This window comes from Bacillus salacetis, from assembly GCF_003581585.1.
GTDB classification, from domain to species: domain Bacteria; phylum Bacillota; class Bacilli; order Bacillales; family Bacillaceae_B; genus Rossellomorea; species Rossellomorea salacetis.
Map to the genome: position 1 here is coordinate 16,213 of NZ_QXIR01000017.1, position 16,641 is coordinate 32,853.

The 16,641-nt window shown below is 37.0% G+C and carries 11 protein-coding genes; 1 reads left to right on the top strand and 10 read right to left on the bottom strand.

What is annotated here, in order from left to right; translation table 11 throughout:
* Window positions 1-690 precede the first annotated feature (690 nt).
* Window positions 691-906 (top strand): hypothetical protein, encoded by a 216-nt coding sequence (locus tag D3H55_RS12985; protein WP_119547337.1) that lies wholly within the window; start codon window positions 691-693, stop codon window positions 904-906.
* Window positions 907-1,088: 182 nt separating this feature from the next.
* Here D3H55_RS12985 and D3H55_RS12990 read toward each other — a convergent pair whose 3' ends face one another.
* The 10 genes from D3H55_RS12990 to D3H55_RS13035 all read right to left on the bottom strand — a co-directional run bounded on the left by D3H55_RS12990 (window position 1,089) and on the right by D3H55_RS13035 (window position 16,296).
* Window positions 1,089-2,597 (bottom strand): phytoene desaturase family protein, encoded by a 1,509-nt coding sequence (locus D3H55_RS12990; protein ID WP_168413072.1) that lies wholly within the window; start codon window positions 2,595-2,597, stop codon window positions 1,089-1,091.
* 664 nt (window positions 2,598-3,261) lie between these two features.
* Window positions 3,262-3,795: an SF0329 family protein gene (locus tag D3H55_RS12995; protein WP_119547339.1), complete on the bottom strand. Its 534-nt coding sequence runs from the start codon at window positions 3,793-3,795 to the stop codon at window positions 3,262-3,264.
* 243 nt (window positions 3,796-4,038) lie between these two features.
* The gene (locus D3H55_RS13000) at window positions 4,039-4,728 is read right to left on the bottom strand and encodes a class I SAM-dependent methyltransferase (RefSeq protein WP_119547340.1); all 690 of its coding nucleotides are present in this window, start codon (window positions 4,726-4,728) and stop codon (window positions 4,039-4,041) included.
* Window positions 4,729-4,977: 249 nt separating this feature from the next.
* Complete coding sequence (locus D3H55_RS13005; protein ID WP_168413073.1) at window positions 4,978-5,553, bottom strand: hypothetical protein; 576 nt, start codon at window positions 5,551-5,553, stop codon at window positions 4,978-4,980.
* The gene (locus D3H55_RS13010; RefSeq protein ID WP_119547342.1) at window positions 5,531-6,004 is read right to left on the bottom strand and encodes an Imm26 family immunity protein; all 474 of its coding nucleotides are present in this window, start codon (window positions 6,002-6,004) and stop codon (window positions 5,531-5,533) included. The genes D3H55_RS13005 and D3H55_RS13010 overlap by 23 nt, the downstream gene beginning before the upstream one ends.
* A gap of 147 nt (window positions 6,005-6,151) precedes the next feature.
* Window positions 6,152-6,679 carry a GNAT family N-acetyltransferase gene (locus D3H55_RS13015; RefSeq protein WP_168413074.1) on the bottom strand — a complete coding sequence of 176 codons (528 nt, stop codon included), beginning with the start codon at window positions 6,677-6,679 and terminating at the stop codon, window positions 6,152-6,154.
* Between the two features lie 58 nt (window positions 6,680-6,737).
* A complete protein-coding gene (locus D3H55_RS13020) occupies window positions 6,738-7,403 on the bottom strand; it encodes an HAD family hydrolase (protein ID WP_119547344.1) in 666 nt (221 codons plus the stop codon).
* A 181-nt stretch (window positions 7,404-7,584) separates the two neighbouring features.
* Entirely contained in the window at window positions 7,585-7,767 is a 183-nt protein-coding gene (locus D3H55_RS13025; protein WP_119547345.1) for a hypothetical protein, read from the bottom strand.
* Window positions 7,768-7,927: 160 nt separating this feature from the next.
* Window positions 7,928-8,302, bottom strand: coding sequence for a DUF2750 domain-containing protein (locus D3H55_RS13030; protein ID WP_119547419.1), 375 nt, complete (start codon window positions 8,300-8,302; stop codon window positions 7,928-7,930).
* Window positions 8,303-8,307: 5 nt separating this feature from the next.
* A complete protein-coding gene (locus tag D3H55_RS13035) occupies window positions 8,308-16,296 on the bottom strand; it encodes a DNRLRE domain-containing protein (protein ID WP_119547346.1) in 7,989 nt (2,662 codons plus the stop codon).
* Window positions 16,297-16,641: the final 345 nt, after the last annotated feature.

Genomic DNA, 16,641 nt, shown 5'->3' on the forward strand with positions numbered 1-16,641 from the left:
CAAAATGGAGGTGGCGGAACTTTTTGTTCTTCTAAATTTGCTGCGGTTTCCAATACATTTTAAATAACAGATATTTTTAAAAATATGGTAAGTAAGTATGTATGATAAAATAAAAAAACAGAATCTTCCATTAACGGAGCAGGTTAACGGAATAAGCCGAAACTTAAATAGTTGGTTTTTCGTCTAATTGTTAGTGCTTTTTTCAAAAAACAAGAAATTTTGATGAACAAAATTGCCTAATGAACAACTGGGAGGTCATAAGATTTGCAGCATTGCAAGAACTGTAATTCTAAATTTAAATGAAAAAATATTTATCGTTATTTATGGGGGCATTTATTCCAGCCACTCCGTTGTGATACCTGTGGCAAAGAATACTTTGTAACAATAACTGGGCGGTTAACAATTACTATCTTAGTTATTTTTCCTATGGTAATCTTTCCTCGATTTATTTCACCTTTTAGTAATTTTTATTTATCAATAGGAATTGGAATTGTTCTTGGACTTGGTTCTCTTCTAACCCCATCCTTAGTTAGTTTTGAAGTTGAGGATAAACCTTCAAGTTGCGGTGATGATTTTTAGTATTTAAGACAACTATTAACATATGCAAGTAGAGGGAGGTTAGTAGAAGACGAACTGGCTAAATACTCTTGCATAGCTATATTGGTATAGTTAGGAAATTGGAGGTGAATAATGAACTTTTTTAACTGGAAAATAGAAATGGTAGAAAGTTTAAAACCTTATATAGATATTGAAAATAAAAGAGTGGCTATTCTGACAACTGAAGATGATGAAATTCATATGGCTTTGGAATTGGATGAAAACAATAATTTAGTTATGCACCCAAGGTGGAATATAAACATTACTATTTTAGGTGATAAACATATAAAATTCACTACAAATTCATAAAGATATTCTTCAAGTAAAGGGAGCGTTAATTGAATAACCCCCGATATAAAAACCGGTCAGAGGCACATCAGCCTCTGACCAGTTTTTTATACAAATATGATTGATTTTCATCTGCAAATAGCTCAACAATTCCGTTTGTTAATTAGAAGTTTGTACTTCAAAACAGAACCGGTTATCTTGTTTCAGTATCTTTTCCATTTGGAAAGTCTTTTAAGATCCTTCATAATGCTTCTCGCAGCATAATATCCGCTTAGTGCGGAAGATAATGTTCCCGGACCCGGGAAGGCTTGTTCGCCGACGATGTAGAGCTGCGGCTGTGATGACCGGACGCTTTTCGGCTTGGTGATGGCGTTTCGCACAGTCAGCGGAAAGCCGCCGACGGCTCTTTTGCCGATATAGCGTTCATATGTCAGGGGTGTGCCTGCTTCTGCAAACAGCAGGTTCTCTTTTACCGGGATGACTCTCTCGATCTCTGACAGGGTCTCTTTTGTTACCTGCTCCTTGATCCGCTTGTACTCATCCTCTGTATATCTGGACCAGATCCCCAGTTCAGTATGAAGCGACACCGTCATCATCACTTCCCCTTCAACCGGTTCACCTTTCGGATTAACAGCATGATTGAAGGTGACATAAACGGGGCCATGGGTGGTTTCCCTAATAGAGGGAGAATCAAGACTGGGGACGATTTGATAAGCGAAAGGTAATCTCCTTTCCTTTAACTGCCTGCTCAACCCTTCTGCAGACAAAATAGCATCGACTCTAAAGGCTCCCCAGGAAAACTCGTCCTCGCTCTCATAGCTCGTTCCTTCCCCGAAGGAAATCCCTGAATTGTTGATCACAGCATCAAAGGAAGAAGTGCATTTACGGCTTGTCACACTCCATTGTTTCCGGGTTTCTTCATATAGAAGGCTATCAACCGGAGACACTTTCAAGATCTCACCGCCAAGATCTTTGATTCGATTTGCCAGTACCTTCCCGAGCTGGCCCATCCCGTTTTCTATAAAAAAACTGCCTCTTCGGTAAATGGTCAGAGCCAGGCTTGATGGAAGCAGTGCTGCCTTCGAGACATCGGTCTGCACCGCATCAAGAAGCTGGGCGTCCAGTAATTGACGGAGAGGTTCATAGGATTCGAGATGAAATTTCTTCATTAAATCTTCGACTGTATAAAGCGCATATCTCGCCAGGCGGGCCACTGATTTGGGATTCCGTACAGCATGACGAGGCAGGGTTCCTAAGTCATATCGTTTTCTGATGGGCAAAGAAACCCTGCTTTCTGTCACACCCAGAACATCATCACTTATTTGTTGAAGAGTCGCCCAGAACCTCACCACATCCCCGCTTCTCGGATGAAAAGCTTCCTTCAGTTCATGCTCCCACAATGCTGGATTTTTAACGATCGAAACCTTCCCTTCCGGTAAAATGACATCCATGGGATGAAGCAGTTCTTCTGCAGGCAGATCGATGTCCAACTCGTTCAGCAAAGTTCTCAACAAGCCCTTTTCCTCCAACCCAAACGCAATCGTTGCGCCTGTCGGGAACTTCCTTCTTTTGCGAATATACCATCCCGCCGAACCACCAACGGTCGTGGCTTTTTCAAGGACCGTCACCTTATATCCTTCCTTCGCCAAATAGGCAGCCGACGTCAACCCGCCCACACCCGCACCAATAATACAAACCGTCTTCGACGACAAGAAATCACCTCCGCTCCTTGCTTTCCGCAAACAATGGTTGTTCCAGTTGCCATCATTATACCCTTAATGGACCTGAGAATTTAAAAATGGAGGTGCTGCGATGTGCTGTTGTTTTTGTATAGAAGACTCCTGCGACCTCCAGATAAAATGAAACAGTTTCTGTCATTCAATTGACACACATTATTGGAAATAAACTTCCCGCATTGGATTGAAGTGCAGTTATAATAGCAAGACTTCTGACAAACTAAAACCCTGTTTTAAATTAAATCACAAAGAGCCCAAATATACAGTTTCGAATGAAACTTTGTGTATTTGGGCTCTTTGATTTATTGGTGTTATTGGATTAACGCTCCCTTTAACGGAATATCCTAACGGTATTATTTAAGGTTAAAACATTTCTCACAGATAAATTTACATTCATTATTTAATTAAGATTTTATCTCTGTCATTCCCTTTTTATCTGGATACCTCATATTTATGTAGATTAGATCATTCGCTTTTATTTCTTATTACTTCAAATTTAGCGGCAGACTTAAGAAAAAGATTCAAAATAAAGAGCTTACTTTCTTCTGAAACACCCCGTTAATTTAATAGCCTTATTATAGTTCAATGTTGATAGATCGCAGAAAAGTAACTTCCTATTTTATGGAGGTTATGGCTTTGTTTATTCGCTCCAATATATATTTTCTGCGTCACAACGTAATTTATAAAAAACCTGAACTAATGTTTTTTGTTCAGATATTGATTCTTCCATTTTTCGTAAAGTTCTTTTCCCAACACGACGGTCCAAAATACACAATATTCTTGTTAACAAATCATTCGACTTTAGAGATACTTCAATTGGTGAATTAAAATATTCTTCCAAAGCAGAAAAGAAATCATATTGTGCATAAATACTTTCCATTTTTAATTGTTCTTGTGCTTGTTCTTGGATTGCTCGATTATTAAAAACATTATCATTACTAAAATCATCTAATTGAATGCGAATATCTCTTTCTCTATAATATTCTTCTCTTTCGGCAGTAATTGTACACATACTTAACATTTCTACTTTATCAACAGTTATGACAGCTCTACCTAACTGGTCGTGTGCTTTTCGATAATTAATCACATGAAAATCTACTCTTGACTGCAAAGATTCGCATACAAAACTCATTAAACGTTTCTTTGCTTTGCTCCATTTCGGATGATATAACAAAAAACTTCCTCCCTTCCAACCTGTAAAATGTCACCATTAAAAATTTTGTTTAATTTACCTCCCTTTAACTGAACACAGAAAAAAAGCTGAAGATCAGCTACTCGATGGATCTTCAACTAACGCCCCCTATAGTTAAAGTACATTTGTTCACAAACTTAGCTCTTTACAGGAATGCTGCCCCGTTAGCTAATAACAATCAATGTTAAAAGGCAATGGGAAACTTGTTCCCACCACCCCACTTGTTTAACCTTTCTGTCCGACAACTAATCCAGAAGAAAGCCAGCGTCCTCCATCTTGTAAAATGATATCTTTTTCACCATCATAGTATTTAAAATTATCAACCCACATTTGAAATCCATGTTTAAAATAGTAGGCTTCAATAATTTCAAAACCGTTTTGATTAAACAGACTGCAATTCCATTGAACGGTACGTAACCATTCTTTATAACTTTTGTAAATGTCATAGCTGGTAATATCATTAGGTGCATCATCCATTGTACACATTGGCTCTGCAATTCCAAAGTGTCCTCTATGTTTTATAACACGCATAATTTCCCTTAACACCGAAGGGCGGTCTTCACCAATCATAAAGAAGGAACCAATACTAAAAACCGCATCGAAAGTTCCGTCCGCAAAGGGTAATTTTTGGGCATATGCTTTCAAGGCGAGAACTTGATTTCCTACCCCTTCAATATTTGCATTACTATGAATGACATTTAAATCTTCCCAAGGTTCTAAGGTTACGACTGATACCTTCCAATATTTTGCGAGGGTAACAGCAATTTGTCCACTACCAGCTCCAATTTCTAATACACGCATTCCTGGTTGTAGGTTTAATGCTTTAACTAACGGTAAAGCCATTTCAAAGGAACCAGGTCCTAATGGTTGTGGGTTTTTGATACTTAGAAAAGGATTATAGTCAATATTGTTCATTAAAAGAACCCCTCTTTCAAAACAGGGGAATTACGTTTTTATAGGGCGGTCGCTATCCCCTTATTCTTTCTGCCCCAATAAAAAGTCGATTTTTCCATTGACTGAACCTCCTTATGTTATTAATAGGATATATTCGGTTAATCAAATCAAAAATCCTTCTTCAACATAACTGCCCAATAATTGAAGATGGGCAATAGCTGGATCAATTAGCTGATCTTCAGGTATTGCCCCCGTTAGCACAACTAAGATTTATTCTACTTTTTGTACTTTTAAACCGTAAATCCCTCTTACTAAACTCCTGTAATAATCTGAACGAATTGAAAAACTTCCAAATTCTTCGTGTGTCGTACTGGAAAACCAGGCAAAATTATTTTTTATAAATGTTAAGTCTTCAGGTAAACTTGGAGCTACCCATTCATATAGATTATTTGCATATTCTTTTAATAGTTTACAGGTTTCTTTGTTTGGCTCAATTACATAAACCGTCGCTGCTGGACCTTTTGTTATTGTATTTGCCCACTTCTTTGTTTCATAACTTTCTATAATGTACGGATTAAACTTTGCAATTACTTCTTGATTGTATTTCAGTTCTTTTCTTGTCACAAAATAGAACTTATCTGAGTTATCACACAGAACCGTTATTAGTCTCCTATAAATTCTTTCCGAAGGATTTTCCGCTAAGTACCAGTATTCCATACCATCAACCTCTTTCTTAAAAGGAATGCTGCCCGTTAATCCCATAATTTTAACAAAAAAAGCATTAATCCTTCTTAAATCAACGCCCCCTATAATGGAAGATAGCCTAAGAACCGTAAATGAGGTCATCATAATAACTGTCCCATTCAGGTTCTAAGAATCTAGCTCTTGCTGCATTCTCAACAGAAGATGGAGACCTAGATACTAATTCTTTTACCTTGTCTAGTTCAATAATCTCTTTTTCACTATTTATTATGTTTCCTAAATAATCTATTAACTGGTATCCTTCTTCGGCTTCTTCTTTATAATGAGGAAAATGAATCTCTGGAGTAGGTTCATTTCCTAACACTTCCCATAAACCATCCTCTATTCTTGATACAACTGTTGGAACAAGAAAAATAATTTTTTCTTTAGGAATTTCTTCGACTGGTGGATGCTTATCACTTACCAAATCAAAGATAATTAAAAAGTCACAAATTGTTCCTATGGCGAGAACTTGACCGTAGGAAAATCGGTTCTCGTCTATTCTTATTGAAAAAATATCTCCTATCTTGACTTTTACTTTTTTTCTTTTTGCCATATAACACCTGCTTCTGTTTTAATGGTGAAATATTATCTTATGCAGTAGTAGTTTTTGTTCCGTTAACCTGCCCAATAATTGAAGAAGGGCAATAGTCGGATCATTTAGCTGATCTTCAGTTATTGCCCCCGATTGTTGAACAAGATTTTATAGATTCTTTTCTATTTCTAAACAATAGTGTGGTTTTCCTTCGAAAATTACTTCTTTAATCTTATTAAAACCTAACCTGGTCCAAAACAAAATTCCTTTCTCATTCTCCTCATGGACTGCCAAACGTAATTTTTTCTTTCCTTCTTTTCTAATAAGGTCTTCTAATTGTTGAAACACTCCAAGTGAATTTCCTTCCCCTTGAAATTGCTTATGAATTACAAATAAACTAATCCAAGGAGTATTATCTGAGGGATTATTTATACAATAATCCACTAATCCTATGTAATTATTCTCCTGCTTGATTAGCAGTCGAGTTGTATTTAACTTCTTGGATTCTTCATATTCAGAAAGGATATCATCGTAGTTAATAATGCTTTTATTTTTAGACATCTGATTATAGGAAGAGTTTGAATTCATAATTTCTAATTCAATCTCCCATTTATCTATTTCGTTATTTTCAAAAGTAATCACGTTAAACCCCTTTCCTTCTTTCAATGTTACCAATGCTACTCGATACTCATACAACAGGGCGGCTGCTTATTATTCAGCAATCGCCCCCGTTAGTTGAGTAAGTAAATACTATTTATTTCACTTTGCTACCCATCAGAATATCTTTTAACTGGTCAACATTATCGACAATAAAAGTAGGGTTAGAATGTCTTAATTCTTCAAATGAACCATATCCATAAGTAACTCCAATAGAGTCAATTCCGGTATTAATTGAGCCGAGAATATCGTGCTTTCTATCCCCAATCATAATAAAGTCTCCAAGTTTATATTCAGTATATTTTTCTAGTATGTATTGAATGATTTCAGTTTTTGATGCTCTTGTTCCATCAAGATTGCTCCCTACAATAAGTTCAAAATATTGGTCAATATTAAAATACTTTAGAATTTGCTCAGCGAAAACAGTAGGCTTCGAAGTTGCAACAACTAAAGTAAACCCTTGTTCTTTTAACGATTTTAATAACAAGGGAATATTTGAATATAACTCATTTTCAAACATTCCTTTTTCCTTAAACCTCTCCCTATATAAATCAATTGCTTTTTGTGAATTTGCCTCATCAAAATTGTAGTATTCAGCAAATGAAACTTGTAATGGTGGTCCAATAAAACATTCTAATTTATCAATATCTGGCTCAACAATCTCCATTTTAAGTAACGCATATTGAACGGATTTAATTATTCCTACCTTTGGGTCTGAAAGTGTTCCGTCTAAATCAAATAAAATTACTTTATATTTATCCATCTGAGACCTCCCCCTATCAACAGTTAATCAAACTAATCTTACCATAAGAAATAACTAATAAGTTCCAATTCTTTCTTCAACTATTCTGCCCGATAATGGAACAAAAAGAAATAACTCACTTCAAAAAATGAAATCAATTTCTATGAACTCCCAAATATCCTCAATCGATTTCCCTTCAACTTTAACCTTTCGAAAGTAAAACCTCAGCGTTTTTACCTATAATCTCATTTGCGTCATTATTGAACTCCCAAAACATATATTTTCCTGTTCCGCAACCTATATAGTACTTTTTGGTTTGGAGCAAAAACTCAATTTCTCTTCCTATATCTAAATCTTTAATAAGGTCTTCAAAACTATAACTCATTTATTTCTCCCTAGTTTATCAACTTTTTTTAAATAGTCTTATTCCATTAACCGTTAATCCAATAACTTCAACAAAAATAGCGTAAACCCTCTTAGTTCAACGCCTCCGTTTACCAACAAAAAGAAACCTTGAAAGGCATTAAGCCCTTCAAGGGTAAAAATTAATATTTTTTTAACTCATTTTCTAAATCTATGATTAAGGTATCAATATCTAATACTGCTGAGTCTACATTATTCCAAAATACTGATAGCTTGATACCATCTGCCTTCATACCAGGTAACCATTCCTGCATAAATTCCTCAAGTTCGATCTGTTCTGCTTTATAATTCTTCCACTCATCAACTGCACATAAAGTTGCAAATTCTTGTTTAGGCCAAAAGGGCATCAAGGAATTACCATTTTCATCTTCTGAGATTGCCCAGCCATCATCGTATAACCCCCATACTTCTTCAAAATCAGCAACTTTTTTTATAAAGTATTCATACCTTTTTGAAGCAGGTAGCTTACTAACTACCTCAATCTCTTTATTATTCAACAATATTACCTCCTCTTTTTCTTCCTTTTTCCATAGCCATCATGTTTATGCTGAGTTTTATGACTTCTTATAGTTTGAAGATCACTATGCTCATAGCCATAACCCTTTCTGGCTTCATATCCTCGTCTATGTGCCAAATTATATCCTTGCGGAACTCTTATACTTTTTCTCTTTCCTCTTTTAATTTCATTTATATCACGTATTATATCACCTCTTAAAGCTCTAGATACTTTATCATCATTCGCAATTTCTTTAAGTCTACTTTGTTTACCTGTTCTTCCACTACTTCCCCCCTTATTTTTTTGTGCCTGTGATTTACTTCTTATCTTAATATTCTTCTCAGATCTCGATTTCTTAAGAGAAGATGCTGGAAATTTCTTTACCTTCTTAGCTTTTTTTAAATTTTTTGTAATACCTATAGCACCTTTAATAAACCACTTGGTTTGTCCACCAGGTATTATATTACTAGCAATAGACGCTGCTGCCCCCGCTTTATGGTACCACTTCGATTTAGGATTTCTCAAAGTCCTAATATCGTTTCCAATGTAAGCATTATACCCTTTTTTACCATACTTCTTAGTGGCTTTCCACCCTTTCTGCAGCCACTTTGGAGCATGACCATCAGGATCGATGTTATTTACAGGGTCTGCATCTGCATACAGATATCGATTTAGTGATGTAGGATCTTCTTCTGTCCCCTCGTATTCATCCGGAACAATAAATCTTCCTGTTGACGGGTCGTAATCTCTCCAGCCCATCAAATATAGATTTGTATCGCTATCGTACATGACTCCGTATTTACCGACGTAACGATAAACGTTGGTCTGGGCGACAGTCAAATCTCCCGTAATAGAGACAACATTACCCCATTCATCGTAATCATAGGTTGCTTTGACATTACCTGCTGCATCCGTAAGAGCGACTACATCTCCTCTGGCATTGAACTGATAGTAATACACGACATCATTGTAGCTAAAGCTCAATAGGTTTCCATCTGCATCTCGGTAATACTTGATTCTTTGTTCTTCCGTTGGCCCTGCAATTGTTTCTAAAAATAACCCTCCGTTGGTATCCAAATGATAATGATAGTGAGTATTTTTAGACCCATCATTAACATTTTTAGCAATCCTGTTTCCATCGGTATCATACTCATACAGAACCTCTGGCTGTTTTACACCATTAACGGTTTTAAGGACTTTCATTAATTGATCGTCGCTGTTGTACTCGTAGTTTGTAATTGTTACATTTGAGCCTTCCTTGGCCGAAACCTTCGAAAGAGTGCCACTGGAATTATGCTCGTAATCAATAGTGCTAATAAGGCTTCCGGTTGTCTCATTGTAGACTTTCTTTTGGCGTATACGATTTTCTGAGTCATAAGAATAGGTCTCCACCACTTTATTGGTAGTGAGGTTTTCTACTTTAATTAAATTCGAGTTTGCATCATAACTATATTTCAACTTCTTCCCATTTGCTTCAACTGTCTCAAGCTGCCCTGAAGGAGTATAGGTATATTTCTTTTTACTAATTCCTTTATCTAACACTTCAACAACTTGTTCCGCATCAGAGTGGTTATAGACCAAATCTAGAATGATTGATTGGTTGTTTCGATTTACAGCTTTTAACGTTTTCAGTTTAGTACCGCCATTATAGGTTAGAGAGGTTTCAACCCCTGGCCCAATTACCTTAGAAAGCGAATCATCCACCAAATACTCATAGGAGAAGGTATCGAAGTTTGGTGTTAAAACCCTCTTCATACGATCATTATCATCATAGGTGACAACAGTGTCTCCCAGTACACTATGAAGTACCTCTTCATTTTTGTGGTCGGCTATCACATTAGTTGTTTTGGTCCCTGTGTGGCTGATTTCTTCGAGAATTAAACGATTGTTCGCATCATACTGAGATTGTGTTTCGCTGTTGAAATAGCCATCTCCATCCGGGTCAACTGCAACAGGAACCGGATTGGTTTCGTCATAAACCCACGTTTTAAGGACATTACCATTCATATCATGATAGAAACGACTCTCTGTTTTCTTCCCATCGGAATTAATGCCTGTTTCCTTTACCAATTGTCCCAATTCATCATACACATAGGTTACTTCCTTGGAAGGCGTGGTAACGGAATCTTTTGTATCGCTAATGGTCTTTTTAGTGACCTGACCAATAGCATCATAACCATATAAAATTGTCTGTAAAGAGACCGTACCGCTAATTGGATCCGTAACCTCTACTGTTTCCTCTTTGATTTGTCCTTCTTCATTATAAGCCCAATTCGTAGCCGTTCCAGTGGCATCCACTAGCTTGGTTTTGTCCCCAGCAGCATTATACGTATAGGACGTCTTTTTCCCTTCTGTATCAATAACTTCTTTTAATAAGTTATTTGCTTCATATACATATGTGGTAAATCCAAGCTTATCTAATGCGAGGGCTTCATTACCTAATCCATCATATAGAGTCCATGTTTCAACCGCTGGAGTAGATGAGTCTTTACTGTATATAGCATTATTGTTTTTATCATACTGATATTCTGTCCAATCGCCAGTTCCGGTAATTGTTTTAACTATATTACCCACAGCATCATACTTGGTTTTTTCAACCAGTGTATTTTTATCTTTAGTAGGATCAGAATAACTAGTTAGACGATCTAACTCATCATAATTATAAAAGGTTGTGCCCTTAGAATAGAGAGTCGAAGTAGCCTTATCCCAGGCAAGATTCTCTTCGGTTTCCTTATTATTGTTGTTATCATAAGTAAACCTAACTTCATTTTTCATGGGGTCAATGCTTCTGGCCAATCTTCCGACCGAATCATAATAAAAGCGATTCAACTCTCCGTTGGCATTTCCATCTTTTTCAGCAACTTTTTGTCCCAGTTCATTAAATTCGTCTATCTCCGTAATTGTCAGTACTTCTGGGGCTGACGCAACTTGAGAAACATAATCCACTCTTGTTACCTTTGGATTTTGTTGTGAAATCTGGTTGTTGAACTCATCATATTCATATTCCACAACATGCCCTAAGGCGTTCGTTTCTTTCTTGAGATTGCCGTTAAAATCATATTCAAAATGTGTGATTTTCCCACGCCGATCTACCTGCTTAGTAATTTGGTGATCGGCATTGTTTTCAAACGATGCAATTTGCCCCAGCTCATTGGTCTCTTTGACCTTATCACCAGCTAGGTTGTATTCATAAACCATTTTGTTTCCGTAAGGGTCGAAGGTCTCTAAAAGGTTTAATCCGTCAGTACTGTATTTATTTTTTGTAGAGTATCCACTTTCTTCTACTCGAACATCATCTACCAGAATGGCTGTTGCGCCTGAGGTCACCTTTACACTAACATAAGCCGCATTAGTCGGAATATCTGAGGCAACATGCTGTAGAACCCAATTTGTTGATGTCGACGCTGTGCTATTCTTGGTTGTTAAGGCAGCCTTAGATGAATCGTAAAACTTCAGAGATACTACAGCACCGGAACCTTTTATCCAAGCCAATGCACGAACAGGGAGATTCCCTTTCTTAATCGGAATAAAATCAGAATCAATACTTCCGGTTAAAGATAAGCTTCGTGTCCCACTTTTTTTGTCTGATGTTTGGAAGGTTACAGTACCACCTGCTCGCCAGTCCGAAACAACCGTACCTTCCCCTTTTTCAAAGCTGTAATTCGGTAAATAGCCATATAGTGGACCACGTTCATAGGTAGTGTCTAATAAGTTTCCATATGAATCATAATTAAAAGATTCTTTGAAGCCTTCGCTGTCGATAGTCCATATCCTGTTCCCTTTTGTGTCATAATCATGTTGGATCACTCTACCCAAAGGATCGGTTTCCTTACTGACTAGACTAGTTCCAGCTTTATATTCGAATCTGGTAAGGGGCGTGTGTGTCCCTCCCTCAATATCATGAGTCAATGGTTCAGTTTTTGTTAATACGTTCCCACGTTCGTCATAGGTATAGGAGGTTTTATACCCCTTTCCATCAATTGATTCTTTTAACTGATTTTTTTCATAATTAAAGCTGTTAACAATATTTAGTTTGCTCGGATCATCAATTGATTTGATGAGGTTTCCATTTTGATTGGTTTCATAAATGGAGACAAGTGATTGATTGCTGCCATGATTCGTTACCTGAGTTGTTTTCTTTAATAAGTCATAATTAAAGGACTCGTGAACTGGGTACGGATTGTTTAGCTGTCCAGCAGCTGCATTTCTCGTGGTCAAAGTACCTTTTACCGCTATTAAACGATGCCCATTGTATTGAAAAGTCACTGTTTTATTATTCGGATTCGTATATTCTTCTAATTTCCCGTTGACCCCATATTTATAGCCAATAGTCCGGTAGAGTGAACCTTTGCCATCGTAATATTTAACTCCAGCAAGCTGGCCATTCGTATAGGAGAAGTGAACTTTCGTGCCTGCATAAGTAATGATATCCTCTAGTCGATTGTTTAGATACGTAAAAGAGGTAATCCTGCCGGTAGGGTCTTCTACTTCACTAATCTCATTATGGGAGTATCGAATTTGAATCTTATTTCCATTTAAATCTTCAAAAGAAGTTAATTGTCCTTTTATATTGAAGCTATAGCCTATATTGGCTGCATCAAGGTCCATTAACTTAAATGTATCGTCGCTTAGCTTCGTAAGCTTTCTGAAAACACCTGCTGGCGATGTGTACGTGGAATCTGCATTCTTTACAAAGAGATGCTGGGAACCGTCTTCATCCGTCAGTAACAAGTTGCCGTCCGTTTTTTCTTTAATAGACATATAAAGGTCTAAGCGCCATCCTTTTCCTAAAGGAGTCACAGTTTCCTCCTGGCTATTGTAAACACGGTTAATTGCTGTATCGAGTTCTCTTCCTTTAAGATTTGAATCAGAAAATTCTAGATAGCTATTGCCGTTTGCAAGGTTAACCTTTCCAATACCATAACCTGTATTGATATCTTCAAATCCCCAGTAATTCTCTGTACCAAGCATAGAGACAAGAGGATCGACCCAAACCATTTTGGAAGAAATAGAGGTATTTCCAGCTTGGTCTGAAACAGACAACCGAACTGTGTAGAGGCCAGCTGGTATGCTTGCAGTATTCCAGTCTCCTAAAATATTTTCTGTGACTACAGAAGAGCCAGTCTTAATGGTTGTCCAGGATGTTGGAGCTTCACCGCTTCCATAGCTTATGGTATATTCTTTTAAGTCATTATCTGTAGCTGTTCCTTTAATGACCGTCACTCCATTGACATAATCCATTGCTGATGGAGAGGTCAGTTTTGCTGTTGGATAACTAGTATCTAACGTGATGCTGTCAGAGTAAATTATGGACTCATTTCCACTTTGGTCTTTAAAAACGGCTGAAACTGTTTTTTCACCGTTACTATTAGAAAGAACCCAAGGCTTGTCACTATTAACTAGTTGTTCATACGCTGACCAGGTATTTACCTCATTTCTTAACTTTACAGAATAAGGCGGATTAGAATTATCCTGGGCATTTAACTTAAGGAAAACGTTTGGTGAGTTGGTTAATGTTTCACCATTATTAATCGTTACCTTCCCTGTAGGAAGAGTTGTATCGACTACTTTAACATTCTTTGAAAACACTTCTCCTAAACTTCCATATTGAAGCTTAAGCATTTGCCACTCAGTGATATAATCTCCAGGGCTCTTATTTCCTACAAAATTAAGAGTAAAAGTTTTAACTTGCGATGGACCTATGGAGTCAGATGAACTCAACTGCACTCTGGTATCAGCAGTTAGAGGATCCACTTCCTTGACTGACCCTAATAAGAAGCCCCCTGCTGCTGTCCACGTTTCTAATCCTTCATTTCTAACTTTAATTTGAACACTATATTGGCCACCAGCTTCCATTTGAGAAGGTATGGAAACTCCATCAATGGACGCATCTAGCTGCTTTCTCGCAATCTCAATGGTCTCATCGGAAGATATGGTGTTTCCTTCATTATCTTCTGCGGTTACATGGATATAATAACTGGTTCTAGGAATGGCATTGGTAACTGAAAATGTGTTAGATGTTACAAAAGTACCAGCTACTATGTCTGTCTTACCTGGACCAGTCCCTACATAGACTCTATATCCTTTAATACCTGAAAGGGAATCAGTAGAAGCCCCCCAAGTAAAAGTAAAATTAGTATTGAGCTTATTTGTTACTACCGGTTTCCCTGGCTTCGTCGGTTTCGTTTGGTCAGGAAGTGTGGGCATATATGCACCTGATTGGACGGTCTCTCCGTATGCATTATAAGCTTTTACTCTAAACCAATAGTTTTTGCTGTTAGGGTAAGTCCCTCCGGAGTTCTTATAAACCGGTCTCGGATCATCGGAAAGGTCAGTCCCCGTTCCATCATGTCTTAATGCATAAAGTCCTTGTTGAATTTGAGAAGCAGTTGGCCATAATTTCTTCCCTTTAGTTGACCAACTAGTTACATTTCCTACATTTATCTCTTGATACTCTTTCCCATTAAAGATTAAAACTTTATAGCCTGTTGCTCCACTTACTGGTGTCCAAGATAGATTCACATATCCTGAACTGGTTCCAGTCCCATTTCCGACATCCGTTCCAGTAGGAGCACTAGGAGGGCCAGAATATGTAACTGCCAGGTAAGGCTTGTTAGACGCTGCCTCTGCAGAGTTATATTTTCTGTACGTACCCAATGTACCTTCTGAAGTAGAACGTAAAACAAGCCCATGATTAGCAGTTCCGTCATACCATTTGTTTACCAGTTCTGTGATATTAAGAGTGGCCCAGCCAAGAGTGCCATTAACCGCAGTGCTGCCGTATGTTTTTGTAGTATCGATGCTCGGCTGATTATTCCACGTGACGGTATTAACTCCCCACGAAGATGAAACTCTTTGAGCATAAAGGTTCGTGTTAATGGTGTTATATCCATTACTAAATCGATATGCCTTAAGCTCTGCCTTAACTAAAAGCCCTCCATTTAAATTAGGAAGACTGTTCGTAAAATCCATATAAGATCGGGTCACGCCAGTAGAATCGGCATAGCCTGTCCGTAAATCCGTACTACTATAATAATTATAGGAAGGGTAGTCTTGCATTACATAAGAGTCTAAAGTGTTGGACGCACTCCCACCCAGATTGACAGTTGGATCCACAACAATAGGAAAAGCTCTATCCTTATCATTCACAAAACCTTTATCTACTGTTAATTGTATAGATTGTTTTTTTCCTTTTGATTCTACTAAAGAATATTCGATGGCATGAGAGAAAACCTCATTCGCATCTTCCATATATGGTGGTGTCATAACCCACACAAGTTGATTTTCTTTATTGTAGAATTCAATATTCTTACCACTTTGCTTGGCGGTCAAAGATCCCGTAATGTCAAAAGTGAATTCCGATTGACTATCCTTTGAATGCAAAACGATATCCTCTTTTAAACCTTCAGGTAATAATGAATATTTTATGTCTGTATCATTAAAAACATTTTTATATAATGCATTGTTTTCTGTTAGTTCTACTTCTGCTTCCTTTTGTGCATTTTGTAGAATAAACCCTAATTTATCCTTGCCAAATGATATGGACACCAATTCACTGTTTTTCTTAACCTTTTCTGCAAATTCTACGGAGAATTGGTTTTTTTCTGATTTATATTTAAAACCTTTTTTATCCTTTTCATCAATCTTCTTGAGTTTGTTTTCAATAGGTTGATATTTTCCTTTTGTATCCTTGTAGTGAACAGCACTAGTATGCACATCAGTGGTATAACTTAAGTCACTATTAATAAATGTGCTTCCATTAGTTGTTCTACTATCTTCAACTTCTTGTACTTTTTCAACATTTTGTTGAAGGGTTTCTTCGAATGTAATCTTCTTTGGTTTCAGTTTCTCTTCTTTCTTTTTCTCTTCCTTACTACTTTGTTGTTCATGGCTTCCACCATGAGCAAACACACTACTTATAGGGATAGACGAAAATAACAAAACAAATGCAACCAACGACAACAAAATTTTATTGCTAAGTCCCCGCTTAATCAACTAGTTTTTCCTCCGGTTCAATTAAAATGTTCAATAATAACCAGACTCGCTACTTTCAGTCTAGTAACCCTCCTCTCTTCAAGATAATTTCATCTATTTTTTTACAGAATACAACAAAAATTTCCTTTCGTTTTTAAGTAATTATTTCCATCCTTTTGATTGCGGTTTAAAATATAAATTAAATTAAGACTCGCCTAGAGACGAGTCTTATTTCTTTATGAAGAGGATTGATGATATTCAATTAACTGGCCCGTTTGTTGAATAACAGCTTCACCCCCGAGACTTATAAAATAATAGTATATGCATTTTAGACGGTAATTAAATTTTATCCGCATGATCCCTAAA